Source organism: Pseudomonas sp. RIT409 (assembly GCF_003052515.2).
Classification (GTDB): Bacteria; Pseudomonadota; Gammaproteobacteria; order Pseudomonadales; family Pseudomonadaceae; genus Aquipseudomonas.
The window spans coordinates 1-18,776 of the sequence record NZ_QARE02000009.1 but is presented as its reverse complement, the minus strand read 5'-3'; the positions used below and the strand labels follow the sequence as shown (position 1 = coordinate 18,776).

Annotated in this window: 13 protein-coding genes; all 13 read right to left on the bottom strand. The window is 62.1% G+C overall.

The genetic code is table 11. The features are described from left to right. Nucleotides 1-332 precede the first annotated feature (332 nt). Entirely contained in the window at nt 333-698 is a 366-nt protein-coding gene (locus DBP26_RS13055; protein ID WP_108238136.1) for a histone-like nucleoid-structuring protein, MvaT/MvaU family, read from the bottom strand. A gap of 371 nt (nt 699-1,069) precedes the next feature. Further along, nucleotides 1,070-2,167, bottom strand: a complete 1,098-nt coding sequence (locus DBP26_RS13050) for a tetratricopeptide repeat protein (protein ID WP_108238137.1) — start codon at nt 2,165-2,167, stop codon at nt 1,070-1,072. A 143-nt stretch (nt 2,168-2,310) separates the two neighbouring features. Beyond that, nucleotides 2,311-3,708, bottom strand: a complete 1,398-nt coding sequence (locus DBP26_RS13045) for a TolC family protein (protein ID WP_108238138.1) — start codon at nt 3,706-3,708, stop codon at nt 2,311-2,313. Beyond that, nucleotides 3,708-6,899, bottom strand: coding sequence for an efflux RND transporter permease subunit (locus DBP26_RS13040; protein ID WP_108238139.1), 3,192 nt, complete (start codon nt 6,897-6,899; stop codon nt 3,708-3,710). The genes DBP26_RS13045 and DBP26_RS13040 overlap by 1 nt, the downstream gene beginning before the upstream one ends. Before the next feature lie 12 nt (nt 6,900-6,911). Next, complete coding sequence (mexE, locus tag DBP26_RS13035) at nt 6,912-8,153, bottom strand: multidrug efflux RND transporter periplasmic adaptor subunit MexE (RefSeq protein ID WP_108238140.1); 1,242 nt, start codon at nt 8,151-8,153, stop codon at nt 6,912-6,914. Between the two features lie 223 nt (nt 8,154-8,376). Then, the gene (locus DBP26_RS13030; protein WP_108238141.1) at nt 8,377-9,993 is read right to left on the bottom strand and encodes an ABC transporter ATP-binding protein; all 1,617 of its coding nucleotides are present in this window, start codon (nt 9,991-9,993) and stop codon (nt 8,377-8,379) included. Between the two features lie 11 nt (nt 9,994-10,004). Continuing rightward, nucleotides 10,005-11,027 (bottom strand): ABC transporter permease, encoded by a 1,023-nt coding sequence (locus DBP26_RS13025; protein ID WP_108238142.1) that lies wholly within the window; start codon nt 11,025-11,027, stop codon nt 10,005-10,007. Then, nucleotides 11,027-12,097, bottom strand: coding sequence for a microcin C ABC transporter permease YejB (gene yejB / locus DBP26_RS13020; RefSeq protein WP_108238143.1), 1,071 nt, complete (start codon nt 12,095-12,097; stop codon nt 11,027-11,029). Before yejB ends, DBP26_RS13025 begins: the two co-directional genes overlap by 1 nt. A 1-nt stretch (nt 12,098) precedes the next feature. Then, the gene (locus DBP26_RS13015; protein WP_108238144.1) at nt 12,099-14,060 is read right to left on the bottom strand and encodes an extracellular solute-binding protein; all 1,962 of its coding nucleotides are present in this window, start codon (nt 14,058-14,060) and stop codon (nt 12,099-12,101) included. Between the two features lie 143 nt (nt 14,061-14,203). Then, on the bottom strand, nt 14,204-16,939 hold the full coding sequence (locus DBP26_RS13010) for a TonB-dependent receptor (RefSeq protein ID WP_177411052.1): 2,736 nt from the start codon (nt 16,937-16,939) through the stop codon (nt 14,204-14,206). A 195-nt stretch (nt 16,940-17,134) separates the two neighbouring features. Next, nucleotides 17,135-17,536, bottom strand: coding sequence for a biopolymer transporter ExbD (locus DBP26_RS13005; RefSeq protein WP_108238145.1), 402 nt, complete (start codon nt 17,534-17,536; stop codon nt 17,135-17,137). Continuing rightward, nucleotides 17,536-18,243: a MotA/TolQ/ExbB proton channel family protein gene (locus DBP26_RS13000; protein ID WP_108238146.1), complete on the bottom strand. Its 708-nt coding sequence runs from the start codon at nt 18,241-18,243 to the stop codon at nt 17,536-17,538. The genes DBP26_RS13005 and DBP26_RS13000 overlap by 1 nt, the downstream gene beginning before the upstream one ends. Nucleotides 18,244-18,290: 47 nt before the next feature. Beyond that, a partial coding sequence (locus DBP26_RS12995; RefSeq protein ID WP_146752951.1) for an energy transducer TonB occupies nt 18,291-18,776 on the bottom strand: 486 nt, incomplete at its 5' end.

Sequence of the window (18,776 nt, the reverse complement as noted above, 5' to 3'; positions counted from 1 at the left end):
GATTCCCTTCGGTCGGCAATGTACGGGCGGGGAGCGCTGGAAATCTTTGCTTCATGTGCCTGAGCATGGCTTCAAAGGCCTCGTGTGTATCGTCCAGATTAATAATCACCTGGCGATTATTGCATTGTGCAGATATCGAGAGGGATGATGGCGTGAGTGGCAGTCGGCAAATTGACCCGGTGAAGACGATATTCATTCACGACGGACCGCAACGTTCATTACCGGGAGGGCGGGATAAACCAAACGCTAATGATCATTCTTCACTCAGTTATTGCGCTAATAAAAAAGCCCCGAAGTCCGGGGCTGTTTTATAACGCATTGACAGGGAGCGATCAGCCGCGCAACCAGGAGTCGACAGCTTCGACGCCGTATTGCTCTTTCCAGGCTTTCAGACCGCGGTGATTGCCACCCTTGGTTTCGATCAGTTCGCCTGTGTGCGGGTTGTGATAAACCTTGACCACCCGGGCCCGACGACGCTTCGGACCGGCAGGGGCCGCGGCCAGCGCAGCTGAAGGATTCGGGTCAAGGATAGCGATGATGTCACGCAGGCTCTTGTCATAGGTGCTCATGAGCGCCTGAAGCTTCTGCTCGAATTCGATCTCCTTCTTCAGTCCGGCATCGTTCTTCAGGTTTTCCAGCTGAGCCAGCTGTTCCTGAAGGGCTTTTTCTGCGGCGCGAAACTCGGCAAGTCTGGACAAAAATAGTACTCCGGCGGTAATTGGCTGTTGTCAGCCCAACGCAAGCAACATAGACGTGATCGGGGAGCCGACGCAGGTCTTGTGCTCATTTAATGACTACCCGGCCTAGGCGTTGTCACCCGTGAAGAAACTAAGAGGGTGTTGTCAGCGGCTCATGGGTGGCGAGGTAGTTGTAAGTCGCTACGGGCAAATAATGCACGTTTTTTTCGAGTTGGAAAACAGGCGCAGCGCATTTGTTATATGAAACTTCTTCAACGCGATAATCCGATCGAAAAAATAAGTCGAGGCGGGACAGTAGGCGTGTAAGTAATTTCCTGAACTATGTCGTCAGGGGAAACTATCGCAATTCCCCGGACGGTGACACGCGCAGTTTACAAGCCCTGTTGCAGCGCAGGATCGTCAGGATTCAACTGTTCGAGCTCGGCGAGCAGCACTTGGACTTTCTGCAGTTGCCCGGACTCTTTCCAATAACGAATCAGTAGAATTCGCGCACGGCGGTTGGCCGGCTGGCGCTGCAGAATGTCCTCAAGTTGTCGCTGCGCCGGTTCCAGTTGCTGCAGGTCGTGCAAGGCGACCGCCAGGTCGTAGCGATAGTCATTGTTCTCAGGTTCCAGCTCCACGGCCTTGGCCAGGGCCAGCAGTGCGTACTCATGCTGCTGGTGACGCAACAACCAGCGTCCAAGGGCGTGCTGCAGCAGGGAGGACTGAGGGTGCCGTTCCAGCCATTGCGCCAGTTGCTGGCGTGAGCGGTCGCTTTGCCCTTGCTGATCCAGCAACTCGATGAGCGCCAGTTCCGCCTGGACGTTGTCTGGCTCCAGTTTCAGTGCCAGGGCCAACGCGTCGAACGCCTTGGGCATGTCGCCCTGGTTGATGTACAGCCGGGCCAATTGTGTCTGGCTTTGACCACTGGGCGGTTGCGCGGCCAGGAAGTGCGCGTAATCGGTGGCGGCGTCCTGCAACGTTCCGTAATACAAACCGACATCATCCGGGGTCAGACCCAGCAGCGCGCGAACGGCGCTGTAACGCACATTCGCGTCGGGGTCCTCGAGCAGCGGGCCGATCAATACGCTGCGCTGTGCCTCGGGGACCAGCGCCGCCACGGTGTCGATGGCTGCCTGTTGAACCAGCGGCACGGAACGCTTGAGGTCGCCGTCGAGAATCTTCAGCGCCTGAGTACTGGGGTAATTCACCAGCTCAGCCAGCAGGCCGGCGCGGCGTATGTCCGACAGGTCGGTGCGGCTCAACTGTTGGTAGAGCACTCGGGCGGCGCCGGGTTTGCCATCGTGCGCTTGTTCCAGCGCTTCGGCATAGCTGTGATTGACCACGGGCGGGGCCGGCGGCGCATGCCAATTGCGCACCAACAGCGCCAGCCCGATGACCATCACGGCCACCGTCGCGGCGATGCCGACGATCCAGCGACGGCGTGCTTTGACTGCGGCAGGTGAGGGCGGAAGAGGCGCTTTTGGCATAAGGGTTTCCGTGGCGGCGAACAATCAGCTTCGGGGAGTCGATGGCGAGTGTCAAACGCCGGGGCAATAAAAAGCCTCGGACCTTGCGAGTCCGAGGCTCTGCGGGCTAACGGATCGCGTTCCTTGGCGTCAGGTGTCGGCGATCAGGCGTTGGGCTGCCAGCCACCGCCCAACGCTTTGTAGATCGCGACGATGCCGCGGTACAGCTCGATCTCGGCCAGGGCCTGGCTGTCCTCGGCGGCCAGACGCTCGCGCTCGGCATCCAACAGCACCAGGAAGTCCGCCGTGCCTTCGCGGTACTGGATGTTGGCGAGATCCGCTGCCTTGCGGCTGGACTCGCTCTGACGTACCAGCGACACCAGGCGCTGCTGACGCTTGTCGTAGTCACTGAACGCGTTTTCGGTTTCTTCCAGCGCCAGCAAGACCTGCTGCTCGTAGTTGGCCAGTGCGCCTTCGGCATCCGCGTTGGCGCCACGAATGCGCGCTTTTACGCTGCCCAGGTCAAACGCCGCCCAAGTGATGCTCGGGCCCAGGCCCCAGGCTTGCGCGGCACTGGAGCCGATCTGCGAACCACGGCTGGCGGTGAAGCCAAGGAAGCCGCTGAGGCTGACCCGTGGAAACAGGTCGGCGGTCTGCACGCCGATGCGTGCGGTTTGCGCGGCCAACTGACGCTCCGCACTGCGCACGTCAGGGCGGTTTTCCAGGAGTTTCGTCGGATCCCCGATGGGCAGCGCCTTGGAGATCGCCGGCAGTTTTGCCGGGCTCAGGTCGATGGTCATGGCATCCGCACGCTCGCCCAGCAAGGTGGCGATACGGTTACGTTCGCGCGCCTGCTCGGCCTGCAGTTGAGGGATGGTCGCTTCCACGGCGGCCAGCCGTGCATCGGCACGTACCACGTCCAGCTCGTTGCCCACGCCTTCGTCGCGCAATTGAGCGGTGACGCCACGGGATTCCTGCTGGTTCTTCAGGTTGGCCCTGGCGATGTCCTCGCGCAATTGAGCGCCACGCAACTGGCCATAAGCGTCCACCAGTTCGGCGATCATGGTCACCTGCAATTGATAGAGGTTGGCTTCGGCCACCTGCTGATCGGCCTCACTGGCTTCCAGCTCGCGCTGGATACGGCCGAACAGGTCGATTTCCCAGGCCATGTCCAGGCCCAGGTCATAGCGCTCCTGGTTGACCCGGTGCTCGGTTTCTCCAGGGACCTGAGCTCGACCGACCTCGCTGCTGGCACGGCTGGTGACCACCGGCATGGCGTCGTTGCTGATGTCGTCGCGAATGGCACGAGCGGCCTTCAGGCGGGCGAACGCCACGCGCAGCTCTCGGTTGCCTTGCAGCGATTGGGCCACCAGTTTGTTCAGCGTCGGGTCTTCGAACTGCTGCCACCAGATGGTTTCGGTGCGGCCGCGGTCGTAGTTGCCCTGTGCGGCGGCCTGAATATTGGCCGCCGCGGTATCCGGCGTCTTGTAGTCGGGGCCGACGGCACATGCCGCCAGCGCCAGGACCAACAGGCTCGGCAGGAAGAGTTTTGCAGCCTTCATCAATGAGCCTCCGGGGCGATGTTTTGAACGCGTTGAGCCTTGGCTGCCTTACGCGCCTCTTTGCGTCCAACGTAGTTACGAATCAGCACATAAAACACAGGGGTCAACAGCAGACCGAAGAAGGTCACGCCAAGCATCCCGGAGAACACCGCCACGCCCATGGCATGACGCATCTCGGCACCTGCGCCGCTGGACAGCACCAGCGGGACGACGCCCATGATGAACGCGAAGGAGGTCATCAGGATCGGGCGCAGACGCAGGCGGCAGGCCTCAAGGACCGCCTCCAGCGGGGTCTTGCCTTTTTCCTGCTCGTCCTTGGCGAACTCGACGATGAGGATCGCGTTCTTGCACGCCAGGCCCACCAGTACGATCAGGCCGATCTGGGTGAAGATGTTGTTGTCGCTGCCGGCAATGATCACGCCGGCGATGGCGGACAGCAGGGTCATCGGCACGATCAGGATGACGGCCAGCGGCAGGCTCCAGCTTTCATACAGCGCCGCCAGCACCAAGAACGCCAGCAACACGCAGAGCGGGAACACCAGCAGGGCGGTGTTGCCCGACAGGATCTGTTGGTAGGTCAGGTCGGTCCACTCGTAGGTCATGCCGTTGGGCAGCTCTTGCTTGAGCAGCTTGTTCATGGCCGCTTCCGCTTGGCCCGAGCTGTAGCCGGGCCCGGCGGCGCCGTTGATCTCGGCGGTGATGAAGCCGTTGTAGTGCATGACCCGGTCAGGCCCCGAGCTGTTGGTGACCTTGAGCAGGGTTGCCAGCGGAATCATCTCCCCCAGGTTGTTGCGCACTTTCAGTTGGCCGATCTGCTCGGCGTCCTGACGGAACTGCTGCTCAGCCTGAACGTTGACCTGATAGGTCCGACCGAAACGGTTGAAGTCGTTGGCATACAGCGAACCGAGGTACACCTGCAGGGTGTCGAAAATGTCGCTGATGGCCACGCCGTGGGTCTTCGCCTTTTCCCGGTCGATCGCGGCATCGACTTGGGGCACGTTCACGGTGTAACTGGTGAACAGCGCTGCCAGCTCCGGCACGCTGCGGCTCTTGGCGATGACGTTCATCGTCTCTTTATAGAGCTCGTCATAGCCCAGGTTGCCGCGGTCTTCGATCTGCAGGCGGAAACCGCCGATCGTGCCCAGGCCCTGTACCGGCGGCGGCGGGAAGATCGCCATGTAGGCTTCCTGAATCGCGGCGTACTTGCCGTTCAGCGCCCCGGCGATGGCTCCGGCGGATTCATCGGCGGCTGTGCGTTCGTCGAACGGCTTGAGGGTCACGAACACGATGCCGGAGTTGGGACTGTTGGTGAAGCCGTTGATCGACAGACCCGGGAAGGCGACCGCGCTTTCCACGCCCGGTTGCTTGAGGGCGATGTCCGACATGCGCTTGATCACGTCTTCGGTGCGGTCCAGGCTCGCGGCATCCGGCAGTTGCGCAAAGGCGACCAGGTACTGCTTGTCCTGCTGCGGCACGAAACCGGTCGGTGTGGTCGAGAAGCCCAGCCAGGTCATCACGATCAGGCCCGCATAAACCAGCAGCGCGACACCGCTGACACGAATCACGCGGCCCACGGCACCCACATAGCGGTTACTGGCTTTCACGAACACGCGGTTGAACGGACCGAACAGCCAACCGCCCAGCAGCTTGTCGAGGAAGCGCGAGAAGCCGTCCTTCGGTTCGTCGTGGCCCTTGAGCAACACGGCCGCCAATGCCGGGGAAAGGGTCAGCGAGTTGAAGGCCGAGATCACCGTCGAGATGGCGATGGTCAACGCGAACTGCTTGTAGAACTGCCCCGTGAGGCCGGAGATGAACGCCGCCGGTACGAACACCGCACACAGCACCAGGGCCGTCGCGATGATGGGGCCGGTCACTTCGCGCATGGCGATCTGCGTGGCTTCCATCGGCTTATGGCCGAGTTCGATGTTCCGCTCGACGTTCTCCACCACGACGATGGCGTCGTCCACGACGATACCGATGGCCAGTACCAGACCGAACAACGACAGCGCGTTGAGCGAGAAACCGAACAGGTGCATGACCGCGAAGGTACCGATCAGCGACACCGGCACAGCAGCCAGCGGAATGATCGAGGCACGCCAGGTCTGCAGGAACAGGATCACCACCAGGACCACCAGGATCAGCGCTTCGAACAGCGTGTGCACCACCGCTTCGATGGAGCCGCGCACGAAGATGGTCGGGTCATAGACGATGCTGTAGTCCATGCCTTCGGGGAAGCTCTTCTTGAGCAGCTCCATTTCCTCGCGCACTTCGTTGGAAATGTCGATGGCGTTGGAGCCCGGGCGTTGAAAGATCGGAATGGCTACCGCCGGCTGATTGTTCAGCAACGAACGCAGCGCGTATTGGCTGGAGCCCAGCTCGACACGGGCAATGTCTTTGACGCGGGTGATTTCGCCGTTTTCGCCTGAGCGAACGATGATGTTTTCAAACTCTTCTTCAGTGACCAGGCGGCCCTGGGTGTTGATCGACATCTGGAAGCTGGTGGCGCTCGGCGAGGGCGGTGCGCCCAGTTGACCGGCAGCGACCTGGCGGTTCTGCTCGCGAATGGCGTTGACCACGTCGGTGGCGGTGATGTTGCGCGATGCGGTCTTGTTCGGGTCCAGCCAGATACGCAGCGAGTAGTCACCCATACCGAACAATTGCACGTCACCCACACCGTTCAGACGGGCCAGCTCATCCTTGATGTTGAGCACGGCGTAGTTGGAGAGGTAGAGCATGTCGTAACGCTGGTCGGGCGAGGTCAGGTGGACCACCATGGTCAGGTCGGGCGAGGCCTTGTCCACGGTAATACCGATGCGCGTCACCTCTTCAGGCAGCTTCGGTTCGGTTCGCGTGACACGGTTCTGCACCTGGACCTGCGCGGTATCCAGATTGGTGCCCAGCGCAAAGGTGATGGTCAGGGTCAGTTTGCCATCGGCGGTGGCTTGCGAGGACATGTAGAGCATGTTCTCGACCCCGGTGATGGCCTGCTCCAGCGGAGCGGCAACGGTTTCGCCGATGACCTTGGGGTTTGCGCCGGGGAAGTTGGCGCGCACGACCACGGTCGGCGGCACGACTTCCGGGTATTCGCTGATCGGTAGCTGGAACAGCGAGATGGCGCCGCCGATCAGGATCAGCAGTGAAAGCACCGCTGCGAAGATCGGTCGCGTGATGAAGAATTTGGAAAAATTCATGAAGTAAGTCCCTTAACCGCGTGACGCAGCAGCGGCAACCTTGGCGTCCAGTTTCTTCTGGGCCTGAGGCTGGTTGCTGGCTTCGAGTGCTTGGCGTTGTTGCTGCAGGGCCGCGAGGGTCTCGGGGCTGGCCATTGGCGTGTCTTGCGGATCGATCGGCGAGCCGGGACGAACGCGTTGCAAGCCGCTGACGATGATGCGGTCGTCTTTGGCGAGGCCGCTGCGTACGATGCGCAAGCCTTCGAGTTTCGGCCCCAGCTCAACATTGCGGTACGTCGCCTTGTTGTCCTTGTCCACCACCAACACGAACTTCTTGCCCAGGTCGGTGCCGACCGCTTCGTCCTTGATCAGGGTGGCGTTGTAGGTGCCACTGCCCACCAGTTTCAAGCGAGCATAGAGGCCGGGGGTGTATTCGCCCTTGCTGTTGTCGAACACGGCGCGACCACGGATGGTACCGGTGCGCGGGTTGACCTGGTTATCGACGAAGTTCATCTGGCCCAGGTGCGGGTTTTCGACCTCATTGGAAAGGCCCATGTACACCGGCGTGGTTGCGCTGCGTTTGCCGTCGCGGGCCAATTGGTTGTACTTCAGGAACACGCGCTCGTCTGCGTCGAAGTAGGCGTAGACCTTATCGGTGGAGACCAGGCTGGTGAGGATCGACTGGTCGGCGGTGACGATGTTGCCTGCGGTGATTTCCGCGCGGCTGACGCGGCCCGTGATCGGCGCGGTGACGCGGGTGAAGCTCAGGTTCAGTCGGGCCAGGTCCAGTTGTGCCTGAATGGCGGCGACCGCGGCTTTGGATTCCTGGGCGGTGGTGGTCCGCGAGTCAGCCAGTTCGGCGGAGATCGCGTTGTTGGTGCGCAGACGCTCGCCACGTTGCGCTTCGTTGTTGCTGCGCACCGACGCTGCCTTGGCCTGTTGCAGCTGCGCCTCGAGGCGATGGACTTCCGCTTCGAACGGGCGAGGGTCGATCTGGAACAGCAGGTCGCCTTTCTTCACCAGTTCACCGTCGGTGAACGCCACCGAGTCGATCTGGCCGGAGACGCGCGGACGAACCTGCACGGTTTCCGGGGCTTCCAGCCGGGCCGTGACCTCGTCCCATTCGTTGACAGGCTGCTCAAGCACCTTGGCCACATTGACCTTGGCCGCCGCCGGAGCCTGGGCTGCCGTTTCAGGGCCTTTGCCGCAAGCACTGAGCACCACCAGCGCCAACGCGGCAAGGGGGTAGCGCAGAGGAGTAAGTGACTGAACCATGGGAAAATCCGCCGATGTTATTGAGATTGGCGGATTCTGTTCCCGGGGGTTCTATTGCACGAATCGAATACGGCGAAGGTAAATATCAGTGTGAATGATATGTCCGACCTCGAAGGCTCTGGGACGCGGCTTTCAGCGGGCCAAGGGGAATTTTCTCCCACCGATCCGCGAATCCCCTCACCAAACGTCATACCCATGACGGGTTTTTGCTGTATTTGACGGATCAGTGAGCCGATGGCGAAGGGGGAGCGAACACCAGGCCCGAGGCCTTCAGCAGCGCCTGAGTATAGGGATGTCGTGGCCCGGCGAACACCTCCCGGGACGGCCCTTGCTCGACCACTTTGCCGTCCTTGATCACGATCAACTGATGGGCGAGCGCATGCACCACCGCCAAGTCGTGACTGATGAACAGGTACGTCAGGCCGTGCCGGACTTGCAAGTCGCGCAACAGCGCGATGATCTGCTTTTGTACGGTGCGGTCCAGCGCCGAGGTGGGTTCGTCCAGCAGGATCAGGTCAGGTTCCAGCACCAAGGCGCGGGCGATCGATATCCGTTGGCGCTGACCGCCGGAGAACTCATGGGGGTAGCGGTGGCGGGTCTCCGGGTCGAGCCCCACTTCCCGCAGCACGCGGATCACTGTCTGCTCGCGTTCGAGAGGCGTGCCCACGTCGTGGGTCAACAGGCCTTCGGCGATGATTTGCTGCACTGTCATGCGCGGGCTCAGGCTGCCGAACGGGTCTTGAAACACCACCTGCATCCGCTTGCGCAGCGGGCGCATCAGGTGCTGGCTGTGCAGGCTCAGTTCCTTGTTGGCGAAACGGATGCTGCCCTCGGAATCGATCAGGCGCAGGATCGCCTGGCCCAGCGTCGACTTGCCCGAGCCGGACTCGCCCACGATTCCCAGTGTCGTGCCCTTGAGTAGATCGAAACTCACGCCGTCCACGGCCTTGATGTAATGGCGTTCGCGGCTGAACACCGATTTCGGCAGAGCGAACCACACCTTCAGCGCGTCGACGGAGAGCAGCGTGTGCGGGTGCTCGCTGGCCACCGGTTCACCGTCGGGCTCGGCATCGATCAGCAATCGGCTGTAAGGGTGCTGCGGTTGGCTGAACAGGGTCTGGCAGTCGGCCTGCTCGACGATTTCCCCGCTACGCATGACGCACACGCGCTGGGCGATGCGACGCACCAGGTTGAGGTCATGGCTGATCAACAGCAACGACATGCCCAACCGCACCTGAAGGGACTTGAGCAGCTCGAGGATCTTTACCTGCACAGTGACGTCCAGCGCGGTGGTGGGTTCGTCAGCGATCAACAGATCCGGCTCGTTGGCCAGCGCCATGGCGATCATCACCCGCTGGCGCTGGCCGCCGGACAACTGGTGCGGGTAGGCCTTGAGCCGCTTGAGCGGCTGCTGAATCCCTACCAGCTCAAGCAGCTCCAGCGTTCGTTCATGGGCCGCCTTGCCTTTGAGGCCCTTGTGCATGGCGAGGATTTCGCCGATCTGTTTGGCCACCGTGTGCAGCGGATTGAGCGAGGACATGGGTTCCTGGAAGATCATTGCAATACGGTTGCCGCGCAGTGCGCGCAATTGCCCGTCGGTGGCGTGCAGCAGGTCGACACCGTTGTAACGAATGTGGCCTTGGGTGCTGACTGTCTTTGCCGGCAGCAAGCGCAGGATCGAATGTGCCGTCACGGATTTACCAGAGCCGGATTCACCCACCAACGCCAGGCACTCGCCGCGCCGGATGCTCAGGTCGATGCCGTGCACCACTTCAACGCCGTTGAAGGCGACCCGCAGCTGGCGGATGTCGATCAGGGTTTCAGACTGTTGTTCGTCCATCGCATCGGGCCTCAGGTTCGCGGATCAAAGGCGTCACGGCAGGCTTCGCCGATGAACACCAGCAAGGTCAGGATCAGTGCCAGCGCGCAGAAGGCGGTCAGCCCCAGCCAAGGCGCCTGCAGATTGCGTTTGGCTTGACCGATCAATTCGCCCAGCGACGCGCTGCCTGCGGGCATGCCGAAGCCAAGAAAATCCAGTGCGGTCAGCGTGGCTATCGCGCCTGTCACGATGAATGGCAGGTAGGTCAGGGTGCTGGTCATCGCGTTGGGCAGAATGTGCCGCAGCATCAGCGCGCTGTCGGTCAGGCCCAGCGCCCGCGCGGCTTTGACGTATTCCAGGTTGCGCCCTCGCAGGAACTCGGCACGCACCACATCCACCAGCGCCAGCCAGGAAAACAAGGCCATGATGCCGAGCAGCCAACCGAAATTCGGCTCCACGAACCCTGACAGGATGATCAACAAGTACAGCACCGGCAGGCCGGACCAGATCTCCTGCAGACGCTGGCCGATCAAGTCCGCCAGCCCTCCGTAGTAGCCCTGCACAGCGCCGGCCAGTACGCCGATCACCGTGCTGATCAAGGTCAACGCCAGTGCGAACAGAATGGACACTCGCGTGCCGAACAGCACCCGGGCCATCACGTCCCGGGCCTGATCGTCGGTGCCCAGCCAGTTGCGTGCGCTGGGGGGGCTGGGGGAGGGTTGCCTGAGGTCGTAGTTGACCGTGTCATCACTGAACGGAATCGGCGCGAACAGCATCCAGCCGCCTTTGTCGGCGATCAGTTTGCGCACGTAATCACTGCTGTAGTCCGGCTCGAACGGCAGTTCGCCACCGAAATCGGTTTCCAGGTACTGATGCAGCGTCGGGTAATAGAGGTTGCCCTGGTAGCTGACGATCAGCGGGCGGTCATTGGCAATCAGTTCGCCGCACAGGCAGACCGACAGCAGTGCCGCGAAAATCCACAACGACCACCAGCCTCGCCGGTTGGCCTTGAACAGGGCCATGCGTCGTTTGCTTTGCGGTGAAAACTCGAACATCAGGCGTTCCTCGCGGAGAAGTCGATGCGCGGGTCGACCAGCGTGTAGCACAGGTCGCCCACCAGCTTGATCAACAGGCCGAACAGAGTGAACAGAAACAGCGTGCCGAAGACCACCGGGTAGTCCCGTGACACGGCGGCCTCGTAGCTCATGCGGCCGATCCCGTCGAGCCCGAAGATGGTTTCGATCAGCAGGGAGCCGGCGAAAAACACCTCGATCAGCGCCTGGGGGATGCCCGCCACGACCAGCAACATCGCATTGCGAAACACGTGACCGTAAAGCACCCGGCGTTCACTCAGGCCTTTGGCGCGAGCGGTGACCACGTATTGGCGGCTGATTTCGTTGAGAAAGCTGTTCTTGGTCAGCAGGGTCAGGGTCGCGAACCCGCCGATGACCAGCGCGCTGACGGGCAGCACCAGATGCCACAGGTAATCCCGTACCTGGCCCATCATCGACAGGCGGTCGAAGTCGTCGGAAAACAGCCCCTGCGCCGGGAACCAGCTCCAGTAACTGCCACCGGCGAACAGCACGATCAGCACGATGGCGAAGAGGAACGCAGGCACCGCGTAGCCAATGATGATCAGGCTGCTGCTCCAGACGTCGAACCGGCTGCCGTGGTGCACCGCCTTCTGAATGCCCAACGGAATCGAGACGAGGTAGGTGATCAGCGTGGCCCACAGGCCCAGGGACAGGGTCACGGGCAGTTTCTGCGCAATCAGGCCAGTGACGGTGGTGCCCCGGAAAAAGCTGTCGCCGAAGTCCAGTCGAGCGTAGTGCGTGAGCATCAGCCATAAGCGCTCATGCAGCGGCTTGTCGAAGCCATACTGATGCTTGATGGCCTCCACCAAAGCCGGATCCAGCCCTTGGGCGCTGCGGCTGACATTGCCGGTGGCGGCAATCTCGCCTGCACCGCCGCCCACGCCCGCGGCCGCGCCGAGACCTTGTACCCGTGCGATGGCCTGTTCGACCGGACCGCCCGGCGCCGCCTGCACGATAAGAAAATTGACCACCAGAATGCACAACAGGGTGGGGAGGATCAGCGCCAGGCGCCGCATCGCATAGGCCAGCATTTCAGTGCGCTCCCGACGTGGACGGCGCCGCCACCTGTGCAGCGCGCGGCGCATGGACCGATGCGCTGGTCTGCGGTGCCGTGCGCTCGGCCATCTGCTGATCGGTCAGCGGTACGGGGCTGACCTGCCACCAGGTGTCCAGCCCCACGTCGTAGGTCGGGGCGACTTTCGGTTGCCCAAAACGATTGGCGTACACCACCGGGATGCCGCGTGAATAGTAATTCGGAATCATGTAGAAGCCCCAGAGCAGCACGCGGTCCAGCGCCCGCGCGTAGTGAACCATGTCGTTGCGGCTATTGGCGGCCACCAGCCCATCGATCAGGGCGTCCACGGCCGGGTCGCGCAGCACCATCGCGTTGGAGCTGCCCACCTGTCTGGCGCTCTGCGAGCCGAACAGGTTGTACAGCTCACGTCCGGGCGAGAGGATCGGATTGCCGGTGTTGGGGAGGGTGACCACGATCATGTCGTAATCGCGAGCGTTGAGCCGGTTCATGTACTGCGCCGAATCGACTCGGCGAAAGTTCAGCGTGATGCCGATCTGCGCCAGCACTCGCTTGTAAGGCAGGACCAATCGGTCGAAACCGCCTTGGCCGTCGAGAAAGGTGAACGTCAGCGGTTGCCCGGCCGCATTGACCAATCGGTTGTTTTTGGGCAGCCATCCGGCCTGCGCCAGCAGCTTCAGCGCCTTGAGCTGTTTGTCGCGAATGTAGCCGCTGCCGTCGGTCTTCGGCGCGTGCCAGACCTGAGTGAAGACTTCGTCCGGAATCTGCCCGCGCAGGGGTTCGAGAATCTTCAATTCCTGCGGGTCCGGCAATTCGGTGGCCGCCAGCTCGCTTTTGGGAAAATAGCTTTCTTCGCGCACATAGAAGTTGCGCATGATCTGGCCGTTGATCCATTCGAAATCCCACAGCATCGCCAGGGCTTCGCGCACCCGGCGATCCTGAAACATCGGCCTGTCGAGGTTGAACACGAAGCCCTGCCCGGCGACCGGGCGCGACTGCGCCAAGATGGTCTTCTGCAAACGACCATCCTGCAGCGTCGGGGCGGAATAGCCGACCACGTAGCCGGCGGAAGAATACTCGCGGTTAAAGTCGAAACTGCCGGCCTGTACCAGTTGCCGGGCGACGTCGATGTCCCCATAGAAATTCACGGTCAGGGTGTCAAAATTGTACAACCCACGGCTGACGGGCAGATCCTTCGCCCACCAGTCGTTCACCCGCTGGAAGCTCACACTGCGTCCTGCATCCACCCGCGAGACCCGATAGGGCCCGCTGCCCAAGGGGGGTTCGAACCCGCCGCCCTTGGTGAAGTCCCGGGTTTTCCACCAGTGCTCGGGCAGTACCCGCATGCTCGCCAGGTCCAGCGCGAGGGTGCGGTTGAGGTTGTTCTTGAAGTCGAACCGCACCTGGTCGGGCGCCTCGATCACCACGTCCTTGACGTCGGCGTACAGGGGGCGGTAGCTGAAGCTGCCCTGGGTCATCAGAGTCTGGTAAGTGAACCGCACGTCCTCGGCCGTGATCGGCGTACCGTCATCGAAGCGCGCCTTGGGGTTGAGGTAGAACCGGACCCAGAGGTTGTTCGGATCGCGCTCCAATTTTTCGGCCACCAGCCCATAGACGGTGTACGGCTCGTCCAGCGAGCGGTAAGCCAGCGGCGAATACACCCAACTGTCGATCTGGCTGACGGAAATGCCCTGATCGACGTAGGGCGAGAGGTAGTTGAACTGACCGATTTCCTCGGCCGAGCGGCTCAGTGACCCGCCTTTGGGTGCATAGGGGTCGACGTAGTCGAAATGGCTGAAATCCGCCGGGTATTTCGGCGCTTCGCCGTACACGGTCAAGGCATGGGACGGGGTGGCGATGGCCAGCGGCACGTCACACAGGAAGGAAGCGAAAAACGCGACGGTGTACAGCAACGCGATGCCGCAAAGCAGGCGTCGCGATGAAAGAGGAGGGACGCACATGGTCGGACAGTCCTTGGTGTACGGGAACCTGAGCCTGAGAAAAAATCCCCCGGCCGGGGAAGGTGGATGAGACCTGTGGGCCGGGGGCGCGATTTCGCAGAACTGCCCCTCACGCGCGGGAGCGACGCGCGTCAGGGCAGGGCTCAGAAGTGGTACGTGGCGCGGGCGAACAGCGTGCGTCCCAGTGGGTCGGCGTAGCGCGGGTCATAGCCGGACTGGAAGTTGTAGGCCTGGTTACTGAACGGTGGATCGCGATCGAACAGGTTTCTCACCCCAGCGTCGATATCCAGCACTTTCTCGAAGGTGTGGCCTACCGAGAGGTCCCAGACCGAATACGACGGGACACGGTCGTTGGCGGACCGGTCATAGTCGTTGTAGCCCGTGGTGAAGCGGTTGGTCAGCGAGGCGCGGCTGTCGCCCAGGTTCCAGGTGCCGATCAGGACGTGTTTCCAGCGCGCGATCACCCCATCACCCTGAAAGTCGCCCACCTTGTCGGTGTAGGGGCCGTCGATGATGTTCTGGAAGTCATAGCGATCGACGTAAGTGCCGGTCAGGCCGAGACCGAATTGCCCGTAAGGGGTGTTCGGGAAGCGGTAGTCCAGTGTTACGTCCACACCGTTGGTCTTGACGATGCCCAGGTTGGCGTTGCCGGTGACGATATTGGCAATCGAACCGTCGGCATTGCGGATGATGCGGTCGCCGTACAGATCGGCCTGATCGAACACCGTGGATTCCGGGAACGACTGGATCTGGTTGGAAATGTGGATCCACCAGAAATCCAGCCCCATGGACAGGCTGTTGGTCGGTTGATAAACAAAGCCCAAGGTCACGTTGCGGGCTTTTTCCGGCGACAGGTTCTGGTTGCCGCCACTCAAATTGAGGAACTGCTGATTACAGTCGCGACCGGCTTGGCCGCCGGGCTGCACGGTGCCCCCGGCGCACAGCACCGGATCGTCGTAGTAACCCTGGCTGTAACTCAGGCTTTGCGGGGCATACAGTTCATACAACGACGGTGCACGAAAACCTTCGCTGTACGCGCCGCGCATCACCAGCTCCTTGAATGGCTGGAAGCGGAACGAGTATTTGGGGTTCGTGGTGCTGCCAAAGTCGCTGTATTTGTCGTGGCGGACGGCGGCGCTCAGCTCGAGGCTGTCGAGCACCGGCACGTTGAGCTCGGCGTACTCGGCCTTGACACTGCGATCCCCCGACACACTGCCTGCCGAGTCGAGGCCCAGGCTGCTGATGTCATCGACGAATGCCTCGTAATCCTGATGCAGTTTTTCCTTGCGGTATTCACCGCCCAGCGCCAGACCGGCCTGACCTGCGCCGAACCAGTCACCGATTTCTCGGCTGACCTTGCCGTCGAAGCCATAGACGCGGCCCACCGCGCTGGAGTACTGGCCGTGGTAGGTGTTGTCATTGATGAACTGCTGCCCCGCGGCCGATTGTGGTCCGAACGGGTTCAGCAGGCCGCTGGCCAGGCCTGACCTGAGGGCGGAGTCGCTGACATAGCCGGAGGTCACCGAAGACAAGACCTTGTTCTGGTTGTAGGAAGCACCGAGGTTGTAGTCCCAACCGCCGACGTTGCCGTCGAAGGTCAGCAGCAAGCGCTGGCTGGTGTTCTGGTCTTTGTTGCCCCGCGGCCCGGCCGCCGTTTCCCGCCAGGCCGTGTCCACCGGCTGGGTCGGGTCCAGAGCGAAGTTGGTCGGGCCGGGTGTGATGCCGTTGCCGGGGTAGTAGGGCGAGGACGGATCGACGCTCAGGCCGGTCAATGGAGCCGGGCCAATGTTGGTGGCGTTGTTGTTGCGCGCCCAGAAGTACTCCAGGCTGACGTTGTGATCCTCGGCCAGCTTGCCGGTGGCGCGACCGAAGAACGACGTCTTCTCGGTTTCCGGGATCAGGTCGATGTATTCGCGGGTGCTGAATCGGCAGATACCGTCAACGCCCACCAGGCTGGGGCCTACGCAGTTCGGGCCCAGGGGATTGGCCGAGTTGCCGTTCTGGTAGTAGTTGCCGGGGAAGGCGGTGCCTGAGGTCTGGTTGAGGCCACGGCCGGGCACGTAATCCTTGGCGAAGGAGCGATCGTTGGCGTCCAGATTCTGCTGTTTGCTGTAATTGAACACGCCCATCACGTTGAAGCGGTCTTCGTCCAGGTCACCGAAACCCCAGCTGGCGCTGGTGTCTTTGCTGGCGCCACCACCGCTGGCGGTCGGGGTGTCGCCACCCAGGCTGAGGGTGCCGTCGGTGAGGGACTTCTTGGTGATGAAGTTGATCACGCCGCCGATCGCGTCAGTCCCATACAGGGCCGAAGCACCGTCGCGCAGCACTTCCACACGGTCGATCGCGGCGAACGGAATCATGTTCAAGTCAATGGCGCTGCCATTGGGCGTGCCGACCCCGGACAGGGCGTTGTTGGCCAGCCGACGCCCGTTGAGCAGCACGAGGGTTTTGTTGGCGCCGATGCCGCGCATGTCCGCATAGGACGCGCCGCCGGTCGAAGCCCCCACCGAGCCCGAGCTGTTGTACAGCGACTGGCTGCCGGTGATGCGTGAGACCAACTGCTCAGTGGTGGTCACGCCCTGTTTTTTCAGTTCATCGGCCCGCAGAATCGTGACCGGCACGGCCGTCTCGGCATCCGCACGGCGTATCGCAGAACCCGTCACCTCTACACGTTTCAACTGTGTCGTGGCCGGGACGGCGGCAGCCGCGGCCGGAACCGCCGCTTCGCTGGCGGGCGCGGCTTCGACGCTGCTCTCTGTGCTCTCGGCGGCGTACGCCGGACTGATGCCCACCGCCAAGGCACAGATGAGTGCTCGAGGCTGGCGCCGCACGGCCAAAACCAAAGGCTTGAGGGTAAAACCGGGAAAACTCATCAGCATGGTAATTTCCGACTTATTCCAGTTGTGATTGAAATGGCCTTGTGAGCCCTCGTTGCTCCGACGCGGTCGTGGCGGTCGGGAATTCCTTTTTTCAAGCAAGCCGCTCCCCTCCGTGGCATCGCCACGGACGGCCATTACATTGGGAGTAGGGTGAGCAGGGCGCGTCAGATGCGGCCCCGCTTGTCTATGGGTGCGTCATTTGGAAGTCATCACGGAAATCTTCGTGATCCCCGAGCGCTCGATCGACGCCATGGCTTTCGCCACCTGGCCATAGTTGACGCTGGTGTCTGCCTGCAACTGCACGCGGACGTCCGGGTCCTTGGCCTTGACGTCCTTGAGGCTGACTTCCAGAGACCCCGGTGCGATCTCGGACTTGGCGAGGTAGAACTTGCCGTCCTGATCGACACTGACCACCACCGGGTCTTTCTTTTCGGCAGGGGCCACGGCGTCGGTTTTCGGCAGGTTGACCTTGATGGCATTGGTCATCAGCGGGGCGGTGACGATGAACACCACCAGCAGCACCAGCATCACGTCCACCAGCGGGGTGACGTTCATTTCGCTGAGCACTTCATCGCTGTCTTGGGTGGAGAACGACATCAGCTCGCCTCCCGAACGGCTTGGCCGTTCTTCTGCGCGATGGGCTGGCGGTTGACGGCAAAGGCGCTGCGCTGAGCCAGGGCATCGAAGTCGTGGGCGAAGTCATCCATGTCGGCGACGGCAGCCTTGAGGCGGCGCAGGAAGAAGTTGTAGATCAGCACCGCCGGTACGGCCGCCGCGATGCCCACCGCAGTGGCGATCAGCGCATGGCCAATGGGACCAGCCACCGTTTCCAGACTGGCCGAGCCGCTGGCACCGATGCTTTGCAGCGCTTCCATGATGCCCCACACGGTACCGAACAGGCCGATGAACGGCGCGGTGCTGCCGATACTGGCAAGGATGGCCTGGCCCGCTTCCAGGGCACGGCGTTCCTTCTGGATCTGTTGGCGCAGATTGCGCTCCAGGCGGTCGGCGCGGTTGATGGTATGGGCCAGTTGTTGGGTGGTGCGCGGGTTGTCTTCCACCGACATGGCCTCGAACCCACTGTTGGCAATACGTGCCAGGGAGCCCGGGTATTGGCTGGCATGTTCGGCGGCGGTCATCAGGTCAGGCGCTGTCCAGAAGACTTTGCTGAACTGCCGGTTCTGGGTTTTCTGCCGCATGTATTGCGCGGATTTGATCAGCAACATGGCCCAGCTCAGGACGCTGAACAGCACCAGGGCCCACAGCACGCCGGGGACGATCATGGAAGAAAGCGATTCGTTCATGGTTGCACCTTACCCACTCTATAAAGGTTGTCTGTTGGTTCGCCGGGTCATTCCGGCAACTTGAAATCGATGGTCTGGGTCGCGTAGCCCTCGATGGGCGTATCGCCACGCTTGGCCGGGATGAATTTCCAGTTGCGCACCGCTTCCACGGCAGCATCGTCGAGCACCTGTTTGCCACTGGATTTGGTCACTTCCACCGACCCGGCTCGGCCGTTCGGCAGCACCTTGATGCGCAGGATGACCCGGCCTTCCATGCCTTTGCGCAAAGCCGCCCCCGGGTATTCCGGCGGAGGGTTGCCCAGGCTTGCCAGCCCGGAGATCGCCGCCGACTCCTTCACCGGCGCAGGAGGTGCCGCGGGCGCTGCTGGCGCAGGTGTCGGTGCCGGCGTCGGTGGCGCTGGCGTGCTAGGCGCTGGCGGTGTGGGCGGCGCGGGCGGCGTCGGTTTTTTCACCGGTTCCGGCTTCTTGACCGGTTTGGGCTTCTCCACCTTGGGCTTTTCCACCGGCTTGGGCGGGGGCTTGACGGCGTCAGG

Bases quoted from the DNA above. Each gene is read 5' to 3' on its own strand.
- DBP26_RS13050 (WP_108238137.1), bottom strand. From the start codon at position 2,167: ATGCCAAAAGCGCCTCTTCCGCCCTCACCTGCCGCAGTCAAAGCACGC.
- DBP26_RS13045 (WP_108238138.1), bottom strand. From the start codon at position 3,708: ATGAAGGCTGCAAAACTCTTCCTGCCGAGCCTGTTGGTCCTGGCGCTG.
- DBP26_RS13040 (WP_108238139.1), bottom strand. From the start codon at position 6,899: ATGAATTTTTCCAAATTCTTCATCACGCGACCGATCTTCGCAGCGGTG.
- mexE (WP_108238140.1), bottom strand. From the start codon at position 8,153: ATGGTTCAGTCACTTACTCCTCTGCGCTACCCCCTTGCCGCGTTGGCG.
- DBP26_RS13030 (WP_108238141.1), bottom strand. From the start codon at position 9,993: ATGGACGAACAACAGTCTGAAACCCTGATCGACATCCGCCAGCTGCGG.
- DBP26_RS13025 (WP_108238142.1), bottom strand. From the start codon at position 11,027: ATGTTCGAGTTTTCACCGCAAAGCAAACGACGCATGGCCCTGTTCAAG.
- yejB (WP_108238143.1), bottom strand. From the start codon at position 12,097: ATGCTGGCCTATGCGATGCGGCGCCTGGCGCTGATCCTCCCCACCCTG.
- DBP26_RS13015 (WP_108238144.1), bottom strand. From the start codon at position 14,060: ATGTGCGTCCCTCCTCTTTCATCGCGACGCCTGCTTTGCGGCATCGCG.
- DBP26_RS13010 (WP_177411052.1), bottom strand. From the start codon at position 16,939: ATGCTGATGAGTTTTCCCGGTTTTACCCTCAAGCCTTTGGTTTTGGCC.
- DBP26_RS13005 (WP_108238145.1), bottom strand. From the start codon at position 17,536: ATGTCGTTCTCCACCCAAGACAGCGATGAAGTGCTCAGCGAAATGAAC.
- DBP26_RS13000 (WP_108238146.1), bottom strand. From the start codon at position 18,243: ATGAACGAATCGCTTTCTTCCATGATCGTCCCCGGCGTGCTGTGGGCC.